This is a genomic window from Chryseobacterium mulctrae (assembly GCF_006175945.1).
Lineage (GTDB): Bacteria > Bacteroidota > Bacteroidia > Flavobacteriales > Weeksellaceae > Chryseobacterium > Chryseobacterium mulctrae.
On the sequence record NZ_VAJL01000002.1, the window covers coordinates 63,734 to 81,257 of the forward strand.

The 17,524-nt window shown below is 33.5% G+C and carries 22 protein-coding genes and 1 pseudogene; 21 read left to right on the top strand and 2 right to left on the bottom strand.

From position 1 onward, the window contains the following. Position 1 precedes the first annotated feature (1 nt). From FDY99_RS22460 to FDY99_RS22505, 11 genes are all read left to right on the top strand, one after another. Positions 2–307, top strand: a complete 306-nt coding sequence (locus FDY99_RS22460) for a hypothetical protein (RefSeq protein ID WP_139423883.1) — start codon at positions 2–4, stop codon at positions 305–307. Positions 308–329: 22 nt separating this feature from the next. After that, positions 330–653, top strand: a complete 324-nt coding sequence (locus FDY99_RS22465) for a hypothetical protein (RefSeq protein ID WP_139423884.1) — start codon at positions 330–332, stop codon at positions 651–653. Positions 654–735: 82 nt separating this feature from the next. Continuing rightward, a complete protein-coding gene (locus FDY99_RS22470; protein ID WP_139423885.1) occupies positions 736–1,500 on the top strand; it encodes a ParA family protein in 765 nt (254 codons plus the stop codon). A gap of 10 nt (positions 1,501–1,510) precedes the next feature. Continuing rightward, a complete protein-coding gene (locus FDY99_RS22475) occupies positions 1,511–1,981 on the top strand; it encodes a hypothetical protein (RefSeq protein ID WP_123962695.1) in 471 nt (156 codons plus the stop codon). A gap of 6 nt (positions 1,982–1,987) precedes the next feature. Next, on the top strand, positions 1,988–2,248 hold the full coding sequence (locus FDY99_RS22480) for a zinc ribbon domain-containing protein (RefSeq protein ID WP_139423886.1): 261 nt from the start codon (positions 1,988–1,990) through the stop codon (positions 2,246–2,248). Positions 2,249–2,347: 99 nt separating this feature from the next. Continuing rightward, complete coding sequence (locus tag FDY99_RS22485; protein WP_139423887.1) at positions 2,348–2,617, top strand: hypothetical protein; 270 nt, start codon at positions 2,348–2,350, stop codon at positions 2,615–2,617. Continuing rightward, positions 2,614–2,754 carry a hypothetical protein gene (locus FDY99_RS23100; protein ID WP_162304199.1) on the top strand — a complete coding sequence of 47 codons (141 nt, stop codon included), beginning with the start codon at positions 2,614–2,616 and terminating at the stop codon, positions 2,752–2,754. The genes FDY99_RS22485 and FDY99_RS23100 overlap by 4 nt, the downstream gene beginning before the upstream one ends. 56 nt (positions 2,755–2,810) lie before the next feature. After that, a complete protein-coding gene (locus FDY99_RS22490; protein WP_139423910.1) occupies positions 2,811–3,827 on the top strand; it encodes a hypothetical protein in 1,017 nt (338 codons plus the stop codon). A 712-nt stretch (positions 3,828–4,539) separates the two neighbouring features. After that, the gene (locus FDY99_RS22495) at positions 4,540–4,776 is read left to right on the top strand and encodes a hypothetical protein (protein WP_116096777.1); all 237 of its coding nucleotides are present in this window, start codon (positions 4,540–4,542) and stop codon (positions 4,774–4,776) included. A gap of 259 nt (positions 4,777–5,035) precedes the next feature. Beyond that, positions 5,036–5,641: a recombinase family protein gene (locus FDY99_RS22500; RefSeq protein ID WP_139421443.1), complete on the top strand. Its 606-nt coding sequence runs from the start codon at positions 5,036–5,038 to the stop codon at positions 5,639–5,641. A gap of 321 nt (positions 5,642–5,962) precedes the next feature. Then, positions 5,963–6,640, top strand: coding sequence for a hypothetical protein (locus tag FDY99_RS22505; protein ID WP_228448779.1), 678 nt, complete (start codon positions 5,963–5,965; stop codon positions 6,638–6,640). 240 nt (positions 6,641–6,880) lie between these two features. On the opposite strand, the gene FDY99_RS22510 is transcribed toward FDY99_RS22505, so the two are convergent. Then, positions 6,881–7,987 carry an IS91 family transposase gene (locus FDY99_RS22510; protein ID WP_139421439.1) on the bottom strand — a complete coding sequence of 369 codons (1,107 nt, stop codon included), beginning with the start codon at positions 7,985–7,987 and terminating at the stop codon, positions 6,881–6,883. Next, positions 7,971–8,840 (bottom strand): tyrosine-type recombinase/integrase, encoded by an 870-nt coding sequence (locus FDY99_RS22515; protein ID WP_228377001.1) that lies wholly within the window; start codon positions 8,838–8,840, stop codon positions 7,971–7,973. Before FDY99_RS22515 ends, FDY99_RS22510 begins: the two co-directional genes overlap by 17 nt. Before the next feature lie 724 nt (positions 8,841–9,564). Here FDY99_RS22515 and FDY99_RS22520 point away from each other — a divergent pair. The 10 genes and pseudogenes from FDY99_RS22520 to FDY99_RS23745 all read left to right on the top strand — a co-directional run. Next, the gene (locus FDY99_RS22520) at positions 9,565–10,146 is read left to right on the top strand and encodes a hypothetical protein (RefSeq protein WP_139421437.1); all 582 of its coding nucleotides are present in this window, start codon (positions 9,565–9,567) and stop codon (positions 10,144–10,146) included. Between the two features lie 67 nt (positions 10,147–10,213). Next, positions 10,214–12,898: an L-type lectin-domain containing protein gene (locus FDY99_RS22525; RefSeq protein WP_139421435.1), complete on the top strand. Its 2,685-nt coding sequence runs from the start codon at positions 10,214–10,216 to the stop codon at positions 12,896–12,898. A 17-nt stretch (positions 12,899–12,915) separates the two neighbouring features. Continuing rightward, the gene (locus FDY99_RS22530; RefSeq protein ID WP_139421433.1) at positions 12,916–13,482 is read left to right on the top strand and encodes a hypothetical protein; all 567 of its coding nucleotides are present in this window, start codon (positions 12,916–12,918) and stop codon (positions 13,480–13,482) included. A gap of 266 nt (positions 13,483–13,748) precedes the next feature. Then, entirely contained in the window at positions 13,749–13,943 is a 195-nt protein-coding gene (locus FDY99_RS22535; protein ID WP_139423911.1) for a hypothetical protein, read from the top strand. Next, a complete protein-coding gene (locus FDY99_RS22540; protein WP_139423912.1) occupies positions 13,922–14,173 on the top strand; it encodes a hypothetical protein in 252 nt (83 codons plus the stop codon). The genes FDY99_RS22535 and FDY99_RS22540 overlap by 22 nt, the downstream gene beginning before the upstream one ends. A 184-nt stretch (positions 14,174–14,357) precedes the next feature. Continuing rightward, on the top strand, positions 14,358–14,960 hold the full coding sequence (locus FDY99_RS23105) for a hypothetical protein (protein WP_162304202.1): 603 nt from the start codon (positions 14,358–14,360) through the stop codon (positions 14,958–14,960). After that, a complete protein-coding gene (locus tag FDY99_RS22550; protein ID WP_139423913.1) occupies positions 14,957–15,469 on the top strand; it encodes a hypothetical protein in 513 nt (170 codons plus the stop codon). The genes FDY99_RS23105 and FDY99_RS22550 overlap by 4 nt, the downstream gene beginning before the upstream one ends. Before the next feature lie 390 nt (positions 15,470–15,859). Then, the gene (locus FDY99_RS23565) at positions 15,860–15,994 is read left to right on the top strand and encodes a hypothetical protein (protein WP_262711433.1); all 135 of its coding nucleotides are present in this window, start codon (positions 15,860–15,862) and stop codon (positions 15,992–15,994) included. A 588-nt stretch (positions 15,995–16,582) separates the two neighbouring features. Further along, positions 16,583–17,311, top strand: coding sequence for a UvrD-helicase domain-containing protein (locus FDY99_RS22555; protein WP_139423914.1), 729 nt, complete (start codon positions 16,583–16,585; stop codon positions 17,309–17,311). A gap of 43 nt (positions 17,312–17,354) precedes the next feature. Next, a pseudogene (locus tag FDY99_RS23745) lies at positions 17,355–17,524 on the top strand (UvrD-helicase domain-containing protein); the annotation flags it as partial.

Below are 17,524 nucleotides of genomic sequence, written 5' to 3' on the forward strand. Positions count from 1 at the left end.
TATGGGATTATCAGTAAAAAATACAAATAAGGCAATTGAAATTTTAGAATTAATTGCAGGAAAATCTTTAAAGCTTTACGCTTACGATGAAGAGACGAAATATAAAACCAATGCAATTTTGGGAGCAGATAGAAAATTTGACGGAAGTTATGAAAGCATCTGCATGAATGTAAAAAATATTCCTTCAGATATTTTAGACGAATTTGAAGTTAGAAGATATGATATAGGAAATTCCTCTTATATAAGAACTGAATGGGAAGAAAAGAACAAAGAAACCGAGAATTTAACTCAGATAGGTTGGTTTTAATAATTATCTAAATTCATTAGAAATGGCAAGAGTTAATACAAGACCAGATATTATCTATGTCAAAGATTTGACAGAACAGGATAAAGATAATTTTGAGAAAATATTAAATAAGTTTCGAACCACCAATAATGGCGAAGCGGTTAAAAAGCTTTTTTTCGAATTTCTGAAGAATGAAGAATTGAGAATTGAGCAATCAAAAGAAATTTTGAAACTTCAATCTGATTTGCAAAATGCTCAGAAAGAAAAAACGAAATTTTTAAGTGATACGGATAAATTGATTAACTCAATTTCTACAGTTGAAGAAAGTTTAAAAAAAGCTAAAATTGAATTAACTAAATTAAAATAAAAAATAATTCGTTATTCGTTCCAGGATCTGAACGATTTCAGCTCAATCCGGAACGAATTTAACGAACTAAAATATACAGTACATGAAAGCAAAAGTAATATCAATTTTTACGCAAAAAGGCGGTGTAACAAAAACCACAAGTACAATTAATATTTCGGGTGTAATGGCTGAAATGGGCTTGAAAGTTTTAGTTATTGATTTTGACACGCAATGTCATTTATCGTTAGGTTATGGAGTAGATGCAGAGAATGAATATAATGTTGAAGATTTTTTAAAATCTGTTGAACCTGTTAGATATGTAAATAAAGGAAAAGGTGAAAATGTTAGTGTAATTGCAGGTAAATTAACTTTGTCAACCAAAAACTTAAATAGGAAGAGCCTAAAAAAAGCATTGAAAAAAATTGGTGATGATTTCGATTATATTTTGATTGATTGTCCACCTAAACCTATTAATGATGATTTAGGCTTTGGAGAAATTGCAGTTTATGCATCTGATTATATAATTTCTCCTGTTGATTATGACGCTTTTACTTTGGATGGTTTAACTTCATTAATTATAAAAATTAATGAATTGCAGACCAATGAAGAATTGAAGGCAAAATATTTAGGGTTTTTCTTCGCTAAAGTAGAAGAAAATACGAAAGATTTTAAAGAAGCTTACAGAGAACTTTCGGAAAGCCCAATTTCTGATATGCTTTTTAAAAGTTATGTAAGAAAGAATGCGTTTATTAGAACAAGTATAAATCTTGGTGAATCAGCAGTGTTTTTAAAGCCCTATAGCCCTGTTTCTATGGATTACAGAAAGTTAGCTGATGAATTAATACAAAAGATTAAGAGTAATGCATAAAAAGCCAATAATGAAAGGATTAGATAAGCTTAAAACAGCAGGAACAAACTTGCAGGTGAGTAATGATAAAATAGAAGAGAAAAAGCATGTATATTCTGATAAAAACAGTGTTGTCTTAGCCGTAACTCTTCCTGTCAGCATGATTACTTATCTGAAAGAACTCGTAATTCATAAGATTGAATCTGATTATAGCTATAGTGAAGGTTCTGCCGTAAGAGAAGGAATCAAACTATTACAAGAAGCTTCGCCCTTTGTGAAGCAACGTCCAGACGATGTACCTGTGCCGACAAAAAAAGGTAGAAAATCTACAGCAAATAAAGATATTATAAAGAAAAACACTTCATTTCTAATTAGTGAAGCAGATCAAAATTTTATCTATAATTTTATTTATCACAAGCAAAAGGGTGGGGGAGTATTTATTAAGGAAGAATTATTTTCCTTGTTAATTGAGCATTTAGAAAATAAGTATAAACTTAAATAAAAAGTCATGGCTTTAATTAATTGTCCGGAGTGTTCCAAATCGATTTCAGATAGTGCAAATAATTGCCCTTATTGCGGTTATCCTATCAATACCACCAAAGTTTTAAAACCGAAAGGACAGGGGTGTTTTATGCAAACTCTAAATGCAGGTTGTTTGATAATCGTTGTAATTTTTGTTTTTGCTTTAGTGATAGGCGGAATTGCCACATTTTCAAAAATCAAAAAACCATCTAAGAACGCAGACAGTACAGAATTAAAGTCAAAATAAAAAAAAGAGCTCTAATAAATTAGAACTCCTCAAACAAAATAATTTGTTTTTTCCTAACACGAATTTACAAATATTTTTCCTAACACCAAAAATATTACGATGAAAAAGACAGAAAGTAAAGGTTTTTTTTGTGTAGCATATTTAACTAACGAAAAAAAAACAATATGGTACAACAAGGTTTGGAAGCCTTCAAAAATGGCAGATTACTTAGATAAAGAAAATAAGCCGTGGTTATGGATTAAGATTTATCTTCATAAAAACGATTACTTTTCTAATCCGAAGGCTAATAATTATCATTCAATTTTTGATAAAGAACATCCTGTACAGGATTTTACATTTCAACAATTTGCAAAAAATAACATAGGATGAAAAAGAATTATTTACAGAGAATCAAAGAAATAGATAGTAAAGAAATAAAACTTTCTTCTGATAAAAATATTATTTACTACGACATTAATAAGCCTAAAAATGTTGTAAAAACTTTTGATGAAAAAAAGAGAAAATAGAGTATATAAATATTTCAAATCTAATCTATAGCGAAATTTTCAAAAATTCCGGTGAATTGATAGATGCACCCATTGAAGCAATTAGAATAATCTTTATTTTGATACATCAGGCAAAATCAGTCAATTTCAACCAACCTCGTGCGCCTTATACACCTTCACTATTTGAAGAAGAATTTCTTTCACGAGATAATACATTTGCAAATTTTATTATTCCTACTGAATTAATATCACCATCGAGAAATGTTCAAAGAATTGAAAAAGCCTTACATCTTTTAATACAGCGTACATTAAGAACAGTGGTTCAAAAAAACTCTAAAGGTGAAGAAATTAGAAGTGTTATTCCTCTTATAGCAAATAATTCGTTCACAAGGGGTAAAGTATATTTAGAAGTAAATAGTTATTGGTTGGAAAAAATGGCAAATATTGAATTTTACAATGATGTACTTTTCAATTTGGCTTATAATATTCCCAACACTCAACAAATATTTTTTGCTCTATGGTTGAGATCAATACCGATGTATAAAGATGCTGAATTCAAAAAAGAAACATATACAAGCTGGACACAAATTAACATTGAAACACTAAAAAAGAAATTTAGTTTAGAAGGTAGAGATAAAGATTACATAAGTGAAAAATTCTTAAAACCAATACAGGCGAAATTATATGAATTTAATGATAGAAGTTTTGCTTTCACCTATAAAAATGGGACTTACTACATTATCGCATTAGATGTGAATCGAAATAAGATTTTAGAAAGGCTTAAACCTGAAAATGCATATAAAGCCAAGGTAAAGTATCAAATTAATTACTTGCAAAGAAGACACAAAATTGATAAAGATAGCTTAGAACATATTGAAACTATTTATTTAAATAGTTCGGCAGATATGGAATTAATGAATGATGCATATGACAATTTAAAAAAATCTGTTAGAAAACAGGATATTAAAATGACAGATTTAACAGGATTGAAATTTTTAGCAAAATGGCAAGTAGAAATTCAAAATCAGTATGAAAATTCAGAAAAATTCAAACAATTTCCAAAAGGATATCCTAAGTTGATTACTTCAGAATAATGCTGAATGTTTGGAGTATTTTAAAAACTATTGCTGAATGTTTGGAGTTTTTTTGCTGAATGTTTGGAGTGAATTTGCTGAATGTTTGGAGTAATTGAAGTTTTTAGGATAAAAAACATACAAAATTGCAAAGTTTGCTGAATGTTTGGAGTATAATTTTATATTTTTTAATAGTTTTCAATACAATGATGGTAAAGGGGTTACAGCATCACAAAAAAGTGAACTTTTTTTGCAGAATGTTTGGAGTGCATATTGCCTATTTCTGCTGAATGTTTGGAGTGTTTTTGCTGAATGTTTGGAGTGTTTTTGCTGAATGTTTGGGGTGTAAATGCGTGCCAAGTCCTTTCAGTAATGGGTTACGGGCGACTCTAAAAGTATTATATAAAGGAGTATTAAAGTTTATAATAAAAGGAGTTCGCTATGCTCACGATCTTTTTTTTGTCCTTTCGGATAATTTTTTTATAGTCGGAAAAAACAAACTATAATTTTTCTCTATCGTAAAAAGAAAAAAGTTGCGAAAAAAAGAAAAATTTTTATCGGAATTGCTGAATGTTTGGAGTATTTAATAATTCGTTATTACAATTCGGATCTGATGCAGCTTACTATCTTTAAGATTAGTTTTATCGAACTATTTTGCTGAATGTTTGGAGTATTTTTTCAAAATTACTGTTAACCGTAAAGTTGATATTATATTTCATAATAATTTTATAATATGAAAACATTTGATAAAATTAAATCTACCTTAGACAATTTGGAAACTAATATTGAAAGAAAAAAATATCTCAAGTCTATACAGAATGACCCAAACATTGGAAGACATGACTTAAGGAGAATTGTCTGTAATACGATGGAAGAAACCAACTTTATTGAATCTTACTATAAAGTTGAATTTGAGAATAATTTAAAAACTATTATCATAAAAATAATTGCATTTTTTGAAAAAAAATAATTTAAACCTTTCAATTTTTCTTGAATTTTCAATTATGAAATTCATAATTAATTGAAGGCATTTAGTGTCAGTGCTAAATTAAAAATAATTATATAATCAACATTATATAATTTGTTTTAGTTTAAAAAAACGGTAGTATTTTGAGATTTTGAAAAATGCAACTTTGAATTCTTATTTTTTCAAATAATTTTCTCAAAATCTCGTATCATTAAACAAAGTTTCATAAATTTACATAGTATGAGTTTAATGTAACAAAAATATGAAAATAGGATATGCTCGGGTTTCAACCAAAGATCAAAATTTGCATTTACAAATTGAAGCCTTAGAAAAAGCAGGTTGTGAGAAAATTTATCAGGAGAAAATTTCGGGTGCAACAAAGAATCGTCCCGAACTTGATAAGATGATTGACCAGTTTCGAGAAGGTGACGAACTTTATGTGTGGCGATTGGACAGATTGGGTAGAAGTTTAAAAAACATTATTGATCTTGTCTTAAGTTTGAGTGATAAAGGAATTTTAATAAAAGGTCTTGTAGATGGTGTAGATACTTCAACTATCAATGGACGACTATTTTTGAATCTCATGGCTTCTTTAGCTGAATATGAAAGAGAGTTAATAAGAGAAAGAACCAACGCAGGACTACAATCTGCAAGAGCAAGAGGTAGACTCGGTGGCAGACCAAAAGGTTATACTGCAGAAACAATTTCTAAACTGTTACTTCTGCGCAATATATACAAAGATGTCACGAAACGTCCCGAAGATATTTATAAGCCTTTTGGATTGACTAGGGCTACCTTTTATCGGTATGCTAAAATTCTGGACAATTATAGTGATGAAGAAATTAAAAAAATGGGTATTAAAAGGTAAAAGTTCGCTAATCCAAAGATAAATTTGAGCGAAACAAAACTGTATGAAACTAATAATCAATTAATCAAAATAATATTTTATATTAGTAGCATAAATGGCTTTGCGAATATCATATAGTTTGGATTGACGCAATGCGTAAATTTGGAAGTTAGCAGAAAGTTTATGAACACAAATCGTAACAAAAATTATATTGTAAATTACATTTTCATTTTTGGCATTTTGATTCTATTTTTAAATGATCAAATATTCAAATTTGAATTTTCAAATTATTTTACTGGAAAATTATCTGATGTTTGTGGAATAATTATTTTTCCATTTTTTTTGACATATATTTTCCCAAAACTCAAGCAGAATAGTGTTTTTGCTGCAGCTATTATTTTCTCATTTTGGAAAAGTCAATATTCACAAAGTCTGATTAATTTCTACAATGAAATTTCACCAATTCAAACATCAAGAATTATTGATTATTCTGATTTGTTTGTTTTATTACTTTTGCCAATACCATATTATCTGATTAAAAATGTTCACAAAATAGATTTTTTAACAATAAAAAAACTGAATCCAAAATTTATTTTTGTCATATCTTTATTCATATTTATTGCAGAAGCACCGCCACCAAGTCATTACTTTACTATGAATAATGGAAATCTTCAATGTTACAAATGCAATATGAAAGTAAACCATAGCAAAGACTACGTACTTAATAAACTTAAACAAAATGGAATCGAATTTGACACGGTGAGACTAATTCATTATCGAAGTGTTATTGATTCTACAAGTGGAGGAAAAAAATATATTAAAAATGAGTTAATTATTGACAATGATACTTTACGAAATATAAGTTTTACTATTTTCCCTCTAAAAGGGAATAGAACTCAAATTTATTTCAACGGTGCTGATGTTTCACAGGATTTGAGAAGAGATGATTTTAAGTTGCAAAGAAAAATGCGGAAATATTATCGTAAAATTGTTTTCGATGAAATTAAAAGATCATTCTAAAAAAACCTTCTGCTAATAACTAAGCTTTCGTCTTGTCCGCAGGACACGAGATGAAAGCCCGTTGAACGGAAGCTCCGGGAGCTTTTTTGGCCGTCTATGTAGTTTTCGATTTTAGGATTTAGGGTAACAAAGCAGTTTTTTGGAATGACTGCTTTTTTTTGTGGCATTTGGTAGCCTTTATGAGTGGTTTTCTGCAGGTTTTTCTTCGCTGCAGCATATAAATTCCCTTACCCGCAAAGGTTATTTTGCAGACAATGGTTGGATAACGAAAAGAAATTCCGGTGGCGGACCGCGCTGCCCGAAAACAGCTATAGTGACTAAGTTTCCTTCCTTGCAACTTCGACATTTCCGGAGCAAAGTTTTCGGTTTTGCTGCAGTAACTCTGATTTTCAAATCGGATTGCAGTGCCTGCAGTTTCCCACGCTTCCAGCTGCTGCTCAGGATGCCGTAATGCCGGATCCTTACAAATCTTTTCGGTAAAATATGCATCGAAAACCTCCGGACAAACTCCGTGTTTGCAAGAGTCATTTCCTTTTTTTCGCCGCCTTTGCGGTAATCTTTGTACTCAAAACGGACCTGCTGATCCGTCACTTCTTTTATGCGGTGATTGCTGATGGCGACTTTGTGAGTGTATCTCCCCAAGTACTCGATCACCTGTTTCGGGCCGCCAAAAGGCCGCTTGGCATATACGACCCAGTTCTTGGTGAAGAGTTTCTCCATTAAATCCCGGTCAGTAATTCCACAGGCTCTTAAGGAAGTCACAAACTTTGCCCGAAAGACTTTGCTCAGCGCTTTTACTGGAAACAGAAACTTATCCGTCCTTACTTTCTTTCTCCATTTTCCCTGCATCGTGAGACCACCTCCCGGCACAATGCAGTGCAGATGCGGATGAAGACTCAGGTTTTGTCCCCACGTGTGCAAAACACCAATCATGCCCAGCTGCAGGCCTTCGGTTTTGCCGAACTGGTTCAAAGTGGCCCAGGCGGCCTCAAACAGGATCTTGTAAATAAGTTGGGGCTGGGATATTGCGAGCCCATTCAACTCCTCCGGCAGGGTAAAAACCACATGGTAATAGCTGCAGGGCAAGAGGTCCTGTTCGCGCTTCTGGATCCATTCTTCCCGTTTATGACCCTGGCACTGCGGACAGTGCCGGTTACGGCAGGAGTTGTAACTGATGGAAAGATTTCCGCAACCATCACACGTATCAATATGACCACCCAAGGCAGAAGTCCGGCAGTTGGACAATGCCCGCAATGTCTTTTCCTGATGAACGCTGAAGTTTTGGGATGATAAATTGATTTTGCGAAGAACTTCTGCTACATTCGCACCTTTACTTCGGGCCTGCATTCCTGCTGCATAAAGTAAATACCGTATCCAAAGGACTGTGCGGTTTTTGGTCCGAGAGCTGGCACACATGAAGATATTCCATTGTACTTTCAATACGCTCATGACCCAGAAGTTTCTGCACCATAATGATCGGAACACCGTCTTCCAGCAGATGAGTCGCATAGCTGTGTCGTAGCGTGTGGGTGTGCACCTCTTTGGTGATGCCTGCTTTTTTAGAGATGGTTTTTATTACCCACTGCACGCCACGCTGACTGTAGCGGGAATCGAAATCTTTTCTATTCGGAGCTAAAACATCAATATCTTCGATATTCCTGTTTTGATTGCCATTAAACAGATACTGATTAGGATTCTCAATACTGATAAAGGTTTTCAGTCCACTGATCAAATGTTCCGACAAAGGAACATACCGGTCTTTGCTCCCTTTACCCTGAACAACATGTAACATCTTCCGGTCAAAATCCAGATGCTGAAGTTCGATATTCCTTACTTCCATACACCGCAGTCCACAGCCGTAAATAAGTCCGATGAGCAGTTTATGTTTCAGGAGTTCGGCGGATTGAAGCATACGCCAGATCTCTTCCCGACTCAGGATGACAGGAAGCTTTTTCACTTGTGGAATAGCGGGAAGATGCAGAAAACTATAAGGCAGGCCTTCCGTTTTCAATAAAAAGCGAAGTCCGTAAACGGTGTGTTTAAAGTAAGTTTGGGAAGGAGTTTTGGAGCGTTGCTGCAGTTCAAAAAGATAATCTTTGACCTGTTCGGGATCCAACTCGGTAGGCAGGGTTTTAAAATGCAGTGCCAGGGCTGTCACATGGCGGGAATAATTGTCGAACGTTCTGGGGCTCCTGCCCAAGATCGAAATATTCCTTTCGAAGCGTTGCAGCAGTTCGGCAAAACCACTAACTTCGCTCGAGGCACGGTTCAGAATTTTGTTTACCCTTAACTCCTCCGGAGATTTTTTTTGTAGCCATTTTAAAGATTTTTTGTTGTTTTACCAAAGTTAATAAAACAGCGAAGGGAAAAGCTACCGGAGGTTTAGTTCAACAAGGATTTTGCAATAGTGGGGCGAAACTGCAAAGTTCAACGGCAGTTTTTCGGTTCAAATTTTGTTCAAAATTGAAGATTTGTGCTTCGAATGCCCCACCATCGCAAAGGAGCCCCGAAACGTTCTAGATCAAATAAAGTCTCAAAAAACGATACTCTAAATTACATTTGTAAATGATAAAAACTCTTTGAGGCAAGTCATAGAGTTTATTATTCTTTATTTCAGACAAATTAGTACTGTAAAATTTTAATTTATATATCTAAGTATTAAATGCAGTAAGTTTATTCGACCCTATCAACAAGACTTCCCGTGATTTAAGCTTTTCTTACACATACTGCAACCTTATAACTCGATACTGGGAGTAGGAATAAATCATCTATAATAATATGATTTAATGATAATTATGTTTATTTTGTGGCAGGAAAAATTACAGTTGAATAAAATTCCAATAACCAGAATTATACATGTCGGATATCTGAAATATCAAAACAATTTCAACAGTTTCCGTATATTTTTAATTTTAATATTCTCCATGTGTCATTCTTTTCTTTCTGCCCAGGATTCTATTGAACATGAGATAAGACAGCAGGTAAGTATTGTAATGGCTAAAGGAGCCATTATTTATTCCACAGAGGAAAATTTCAACAAGCAGATCCTTAACAAGGATATCAGACTTAAAGGTGGTGATTTTTTGTTTAATGTCAGTAAAAAAGATCAAATACTGATTAAATCCACAGCTAGCGCCTCTAGTAAAAAAACGCCGCTAAAGGATCAGTTGCAAAATGCAGTCAAAAAGAAGAAAAAAGACGAACAGGATACGGTTGATAAAAAGATTAGAGCGTTTGAAAAGCAAAAAGAACTTTTTCACAGCCATCAGTTTTATCACCATCCTTCTTCAGGACAGTTTTTGACAGTTTATCAGGTCGCTAAAGATTATATAGTTCCGAATAATCACCACGATAATTTTTCAAAGACAGTTCACAGATATCATAATTTTCTCATAACATCATCTTTAAATTATCTTCATTCTTACAAATATTTTCATTACAATAACAAATCTTTAGATTATTGTTATTCTCAAGTCTATTCTGTAAGACCGCCACCCATAGTATAGAATAAAAAGGCATTTATTTTTTTCACATCTCAACAGACAATCGAGATAATTATTCTAATACTTTTATATGAAAAATAAAATATTTTTAATTCTATTATTAGTAGCTGTTAATTCAACACTAATTTTAGCTCAAAGCGCAGGTAAGTTATATCTGTCATCTGCAGGAACAGGGGTAGGCCACGTTTATGATATTACGGGTAATACGCCATCAACTGTTCAAACCACATTGCCTGCTTCAATTACATCACCGGCATATTACAATGCAAATAACGGTGCATCTGTAAGTAATTTAGCAATTGGTTACGATACTACGGTCGCGAACCAACCGCTTGTTTTTATTAACTCCAATACTGCGGCAAACAGTCCGATATTAAAAAATGGAACTGCAACAGGACTTACCTTACCTGCTGTTACCATCGGAGGTTTAGGAACTAATAATGTTTTGGGAAACAATTTCGGACAAGTCTTTGGTTTTAATGGTAAAAATCTTTACAGGTTGTATCCTACTGTTTCTGCTGCTATTCCTATTACAGGCGATGCAATTTGGAATGCTAATGGTGATGGAACTGCTGGTAATCCTCGTTCAACCATTTTTGCAAGTGATACATTTTATGATTATGAAAATAATGTTTACACGATTCTTCAGCATCAAAATGGTACAACTTTTATAAGGTATCTATATAAAATCGCTATTAACGGAGCTGTAACTTCTGCAACAGCAACTCAAATTACACAGATCACAGGACCTGTTGGGGTAAGAAATGCAACGGCAAATACTGCCACAACTATAGATGTAGGAAATATAAGAGGTACTGCATACTTGAATGGCTTTGTCTTTGCTTCTTCAGGAAATGGGAATGATACCGTTGTTATATATCGTATTAACATTTCTACTGGAGTATCAGAATACCTTACTCAATATACATTAACAGGATTAGGCAGTTCAAATATTGATCTTGCATCTGTTGATTATTTTCAGCCATTCACATTTAATTGTGGTGGAACAGCATTTCAGGGAACCACTCCGTATAGGGCCGGGACATCTTCAACAAGAACATTACGTATTCCTGTTTCAGATATTTATGGACCCGGAAATTATGTTTTAAATGTAATTGGAACGGATTTTACAAATCCCGCTCACTCAGTTACAGTAACTACGGCAACGACTTTCATTGATGTTCCCATTACTTACAACGGGACAGGAGCTGCAGGATCAAGAACTCTTACCGTTGACCTGAATGGAAGTACAACAACGTGTACTGTAACAGCGACAATAGAACCAGATACAGATATCGACGGATTGGCAAATACTGTAGATCTCGATGATGATAATGATGGTATTACAGACTGTACAGAAAATGGTTTGGCTGCCGCATCATTTTTAAACAATTTTACTTTCGTCCCAAATAATAATGCTTCCGGAGTAAGTGCAAATATTGCACAGTTGACTCCAAATGCGGGCTCTCAAAGTGGTCAATACTGGTCAGTCGGAAAAGTAGATTTTACAAAAAGTTTTTCTTTTACTTTTGATGCATTTGTAGGAGAATTTGATGCCGGTGCTGATGGTATAGCGGTCGTATTTCAAAACTCCCCTGCCGGAACAGCTGCTGTTGGAGCAACAGGTGTGGGAATGGGTGCACAGAATATTGCTAACGGTCTAGTTCTGGAATTGGACACTTATGATAATGGACCTGGTGTTGGAGATATTGTTGCGGATCACGGTCAGATTTGGGATTCTGACAATCAGGGTGCCGGTCTTACAACTTCCGTTGATTTGGGTCAGTTGGAAAATAATGCCTATCATCCTGTGGTAGTTACCTGGAATGCAGGGACGCAAACCCTATCGTATACAGTTGATGGAATAACTGCAGGAACTCTTACAACTGCTAATTTTGCAAATACTTATTTTGGAGCCAGCAAAGTTCGTTTTGGTTTTACCGCTTCCACAGGAGGGTCAACAAACGTACACCGTATAAGAATCAATGATTTCTGCAGTACCCCTATTGAACTTGATACAGATAACGACGGGATATCTAATCACTTAGATACAGATTCAGACGGCGACAGCTGTCCTGATGCAATTGAAGGTTCCGAAAATGTCACTTATTCTATGGTTAATCCTTTGACTTCTCCAACCAATCCGGGACAGATCAATGTAAGATTTAACGGAACGACAGCAGGTACACCTTCTCAGATCATCAGTACTGCTACAGCAGCCAATGGTGTTCCTCAGGTTGTCAATAATGGTGCAAATAACAGCAATGCGAGTATTGGTCTTGTTGCAGGTGCAGCAGCTGCAGGTGTAGCAGACAATACAGGTTCTTCTCCTGTTTCAGGAGTAGGTCAGGCTGTCGGGAATTCTCAGAACTCAGCACTTAATGACTGTAAATGCTATAGAAACCCAACCATAACCTTAGGAACTGATAATGCGACGATACACGGTATTACCGCATTTAACAGGGCGGGAGTAAATAATACAAACTGGCCAATGATCAGGAATAACGGGTGGACAGCTCTTGAAGCCAATACCAAAGCGTTTGTAATGAATAGAATGCCTGCTGCAGCTACTACTGCAGGTGCTGTTATTGCCGGTGAGCCTGTAAATGTAGCGTTGACTGCTCCTGTTATAGCTGTTCCGATAGTTGGAATGACGTTCTATGATACAACCAATAACTGTATGAAAATAAATACAGATGGTACTCGAACGGGATGGAAGTGTTTTAACACGCAGTCTTGTCCTGAAGAAAATTAATTTTAAAAAATGAAAAAATGAAACTGATATATTCAATATTTTTAGGTCTGTCATGTTCAGCAATATTTTCTGCGCAGATCGCCATCGGAAAGACGACTACACAGACGGGTGTGTCTTTAGAATTTGGAACAGGTAATAAGGGGTTGATATTGCCGTGGGTAACGGCTGCAGCCAATGTAAGTTTAAATCCGGGAGCCACTGCGAGAGGCGGAGCTCTTATTTTTGACCGAAATGACAGCAGGGTTAAGCTTTCAAGAAATAACGGAACTTGGGTTGACCTTACGGTACGCACCACAGAATTACCTGCGGTAGGAGCAAATGTTGTAGTTACGGCTCCCATCCAGGCAAGTCCGGCTGTTGAGCAGTCCACTGCAAAAGCTCAGATTGGAGGTGTTTTTACGGATAACACTCCAGGAATTCTTGTGTTGGCTGATACCAATAAAGCGATGATTCCGCCTTTGGTGGCAGATCCTGCCAATACGATCAAAAGTCCTGCACCGGGAATGATTGTTTACGACACCGTTAAAAAGCTGTTTTGCGTTTACAACGGAACGGTCTGGTCTTACTGGAGAGCAGATAGCTAAAAGCGGATTAAATATTAAATTTTTACAACAACCACTTCATTATGAAGTGGTTGTTTATTTAAATTAAGCTGGTCCAATAACCCTAGAACTTTCCTAGTAAATTACGGCAATTAGTTACACTTATGTAATTAGTCTCATAAAATGATAGGAAAAACCAAGATTATGGAGTTTATTCATTTCATAAGTAAATCAACTTTAGATAGCATAAAAAATAAAGGACTTCAAACCGAAAGTCACTATCAGGGTTTTGGAATTTTATATATCCATTGATTAAAATTGATTTAAAAGCACCTAACGAGGAATTTGTTCCTGAAGAAAGAGAAATGAATTCTAATTTATCGATTGAAGAATTATGGGAAGGAATTGGTGCGTTACATATCAGGCAAGCAAACGAAAAAGTATTTGGCGTTGTTTTTAGTCTTAGTTCTGATTTTGGCCAATGGAAATTAATATTGATGTGAGAAGTCATATATCGAAACAATTTGCGTTTGAATTTGATAAACTAAAGACAAATGATGTTTTCTATCAAAAAAATTTAAATTTAACTGAAGTTGTTGAAAGCATTTCAGCGACAAAGTATACCCTTGAAACGAAATTTAAGGTTATTTCGGAATCTGGCTTGAGATCATTAATTGAATGCTATAAAAAATCTGGTGGAGGAATCTGGGAAGCGATTTCAGTTTTTGTTTAATAACAAAAAATATTGAAGCGAACATGATAAAACGAATCGTAAAATTTTAAAACATCTGATCCGCCGCTGGCAGATATATTTATTAAAGGTAATCTCAAAAAACGATTATAAGAAATTGACTGAAAAACTTGACGCATTAACATTTATATGGATAATATTTACAAAAAACTAGAGACAATTAGGGATGTTTGGAATTTTAAATATCTGGGATTATCCATATTGTCAAAGCGAAATAAATTTTAATGAAGATGCCAAAACAAATTATTTTGGTGATATGATGGGATATTTTTACGATACACTTGATATGCTAAAAATATCTGTTGATAGAAGCGGTCTGCCAGAAGTTTTTTCATATCATATTAGTTTACTACAGATTGTATATGTACAGCAAGACTTTATAGAGGATATGCTAAGATTGTTTTCAACTAATTTTAATAAGGGAGATTTAAAGAAAGATGAAAATTATGCAATTAATAGAGACATAAGAAATGAATTGGTGGGTCATCCTATTCGACGTGATAAAACAGGAAAACTAGTGTCTTCTACTTTATTTTTCTTACGAGGCACTCAAGGGAAAATCGAATATCTCAGATATCATAAGGATAATGATTTTAGGTTTGAATTAGTAGAGCATAACATTAATGACGTTGTGAGCAGGCATGAACTTTTTTTGAATGCATGGTTAGATATAATTATTGAAAAATTGAGTTTAGTTGTTAGGAAACATAAATCAGAACTCAATAAAGTACTTAAAAAGTATCAGACATTAGCAGATTTGAAAGTTTGATTAAATTATTAGAACAAAAATTTCAGCCATTCTTGAATGGAACATATCTGTACGACAGTAAATCGATTCTAAAGATTTTTAATATGCGCCAGGATCACCAACGGTATAATAATGTTTACGAAAAATTTCTTGAAGATTTAAATTTACATTTAGTTGATGCAATAAAATACTGCGATGATATCTTTACAAGGCGTTTCATTGTCTACGAGCCATTATCTATCATTGAAACACCCTTTTTTATTGATGTCGTAGGAGACAATTTAGATGAACCCCCTTCTTTAAATTTAATAAAACCAGTTAAGAATTTTAATTATGCTTTGCAAAAATTAATTGACCCACACAGAAGAAATTATAGTGATTTTGATTTTTTCAGTAGGTTAATTTCTTCGCAAACTAATGATGTTGATGTAGAAGCAGAACTTAAAAGAATGAGAGAAAATATTTTTGATGATGTAGAATATATTTCTTCTTGTAGATTAATCGAAAAAATATTAAAAAACGATGAATAACATCCTTTTAGAAATCTTAAATGACTCAAAAATGAACTTGACAGACATGACCTTGCGGTCTACTTTTGGAAACAAGCTTTAATGAAACAACGTTCGACATTTCTCCAAAGATTTTTTGAAGTTCGCAAAAGAAGATTTAAAGGAAGGAAATGAAAAAGGTTTTATAAATAGTATAACAAATTCAAAAGAGCGATCGACTGCCAAATTGATCAAACAATCGAAACTCTAATTTCGAAGTATGAGAATTTTAATCCTATCATAAATGATTTTTTGCAATATTTCGAATTTGAATCTGATATTCCGATTAAGTTAAGAATTATTCACGCCCTTAACTTGGCTCCTAGTTTAATAATTTCAAAATCGCGAACGTTACGGAATAAGTTGGAACATATGTACAAGAAACCTGAGATTGATGATGTAAAAGAGGCTTTAGATGTCGCGGATCTTTTCATACGGTCGGTTACTGGTAAACTTGGAATGCTCTGGTCAGAATTTGAGATCGTCGACTGGAAAGATAATGATTGACCTTTGAGTACTTGGAAAAACAGTTTAAAATAGGCTACAAAAAGATCACAAACTTATTAAAACCTACTCTATTGATTCGAATAATTTAGAGTTTTATGGATTACTTAGGTTAATGATATCTAGTGAGGATGAAATAGAAATTGAAGAAACTTTCAAAATTCTTCTAAAACAAATAAATCATCCCATGCCTATTGATAAAATTAGACTATATCAAGGTGATTAACACATCGCCTGAAAGCGACTAAGCGAGACTGCTGATTTTCGGTAACAGGAAATTTGTTTTTACTAAGAAAGTTTTATCTTGGCAGAGAAAACCAGTCCGCTTGAATAGCAACATCACTTAAGCTGCAAAAGTTAGCAGCTATAAAAATAATCTCAAAAACGATCAGTGAAAGAAATACTTATTAATACTCGGTCTGGAGTAAAATTATTTCTACACTAATACAGATGATATTAAATATTTTTGAGGTGCTGTAAACTAAAAAAAAGGCTCCATTATTTATGCATATCTACGCAAAACAGAAAGATATTCGGTATATAGTTATAGCCAATTATAAAAAAATAGCCAAAAAACAAAATAATCACACAATGTCATTTATTCCAACTGTTGAACAGGAAAAATTTTCCGCTTTTTTTAATTCTGAACAAAATAATGGAATTATTGATGCCGTTGCAGGTTCAGGAAAAACATCAACATTAATTGAAGGGATTAAACATTTGCCTATTAACAAGAAAATTTTATTTTGTGCTTTCAACAAAAAAATTCAAACTGAAATAAGTCAAAAAGTACAGAATTTTTCAAGACCTGTATTCGTAAAAACAACTTATGCTTTAGGTTTAAATATTCTAAAAATGAATAACAATAAATTCAAAGATTGTAATATTGATGCCGATAAATATGATAAAATACTTTCTAAATACTTAGGAAAAGATCCTTTAAATGATTTACGTCAAAATGATGTGAAAGATGCTTTTGCTAAACTGAAAGAAACATTTGAAAAGAAGAAAAAATTAAAAAAAGAAATAGATTTCTCTGATCCGGAAGATTTTTCAAATTATAAAATGCGAGAGGTAGAGGAACTTTCTTTCTACGAAATTGCGGACAATAACTTCAAAAAATTGTTATCGTTATCTAGACTGACCTTAAGTTATAATCAAGGGAGAGAAGGAATTGCAAAGATTGCTAAATTTTACGGTTTAGATATAGATCTGAACTGTAATATAGAACTTGACTGTTATACAAAAATTGTTTCCTTAGTAATTAAAAAAGGGATTGAAAATGCAGAAAAAATCAAAATATTGATTATTCGGATATGATATTTTTACCTGATGTTTTAATTATACATCATTTTATAAATATGATATTATTTTCGTTGATGAATGTCAAGATTTATCGAATGCTCAATTAAAAATTGTGATGAAATATTACAAAAAGACAGGAGGTAGAGTTTTTGCTGTAGGAGATCCTTTTCAATCTATTTATGGATTTGCAGGTGCTTCACCAGAATCGTTCAATAATATAAAAAAACT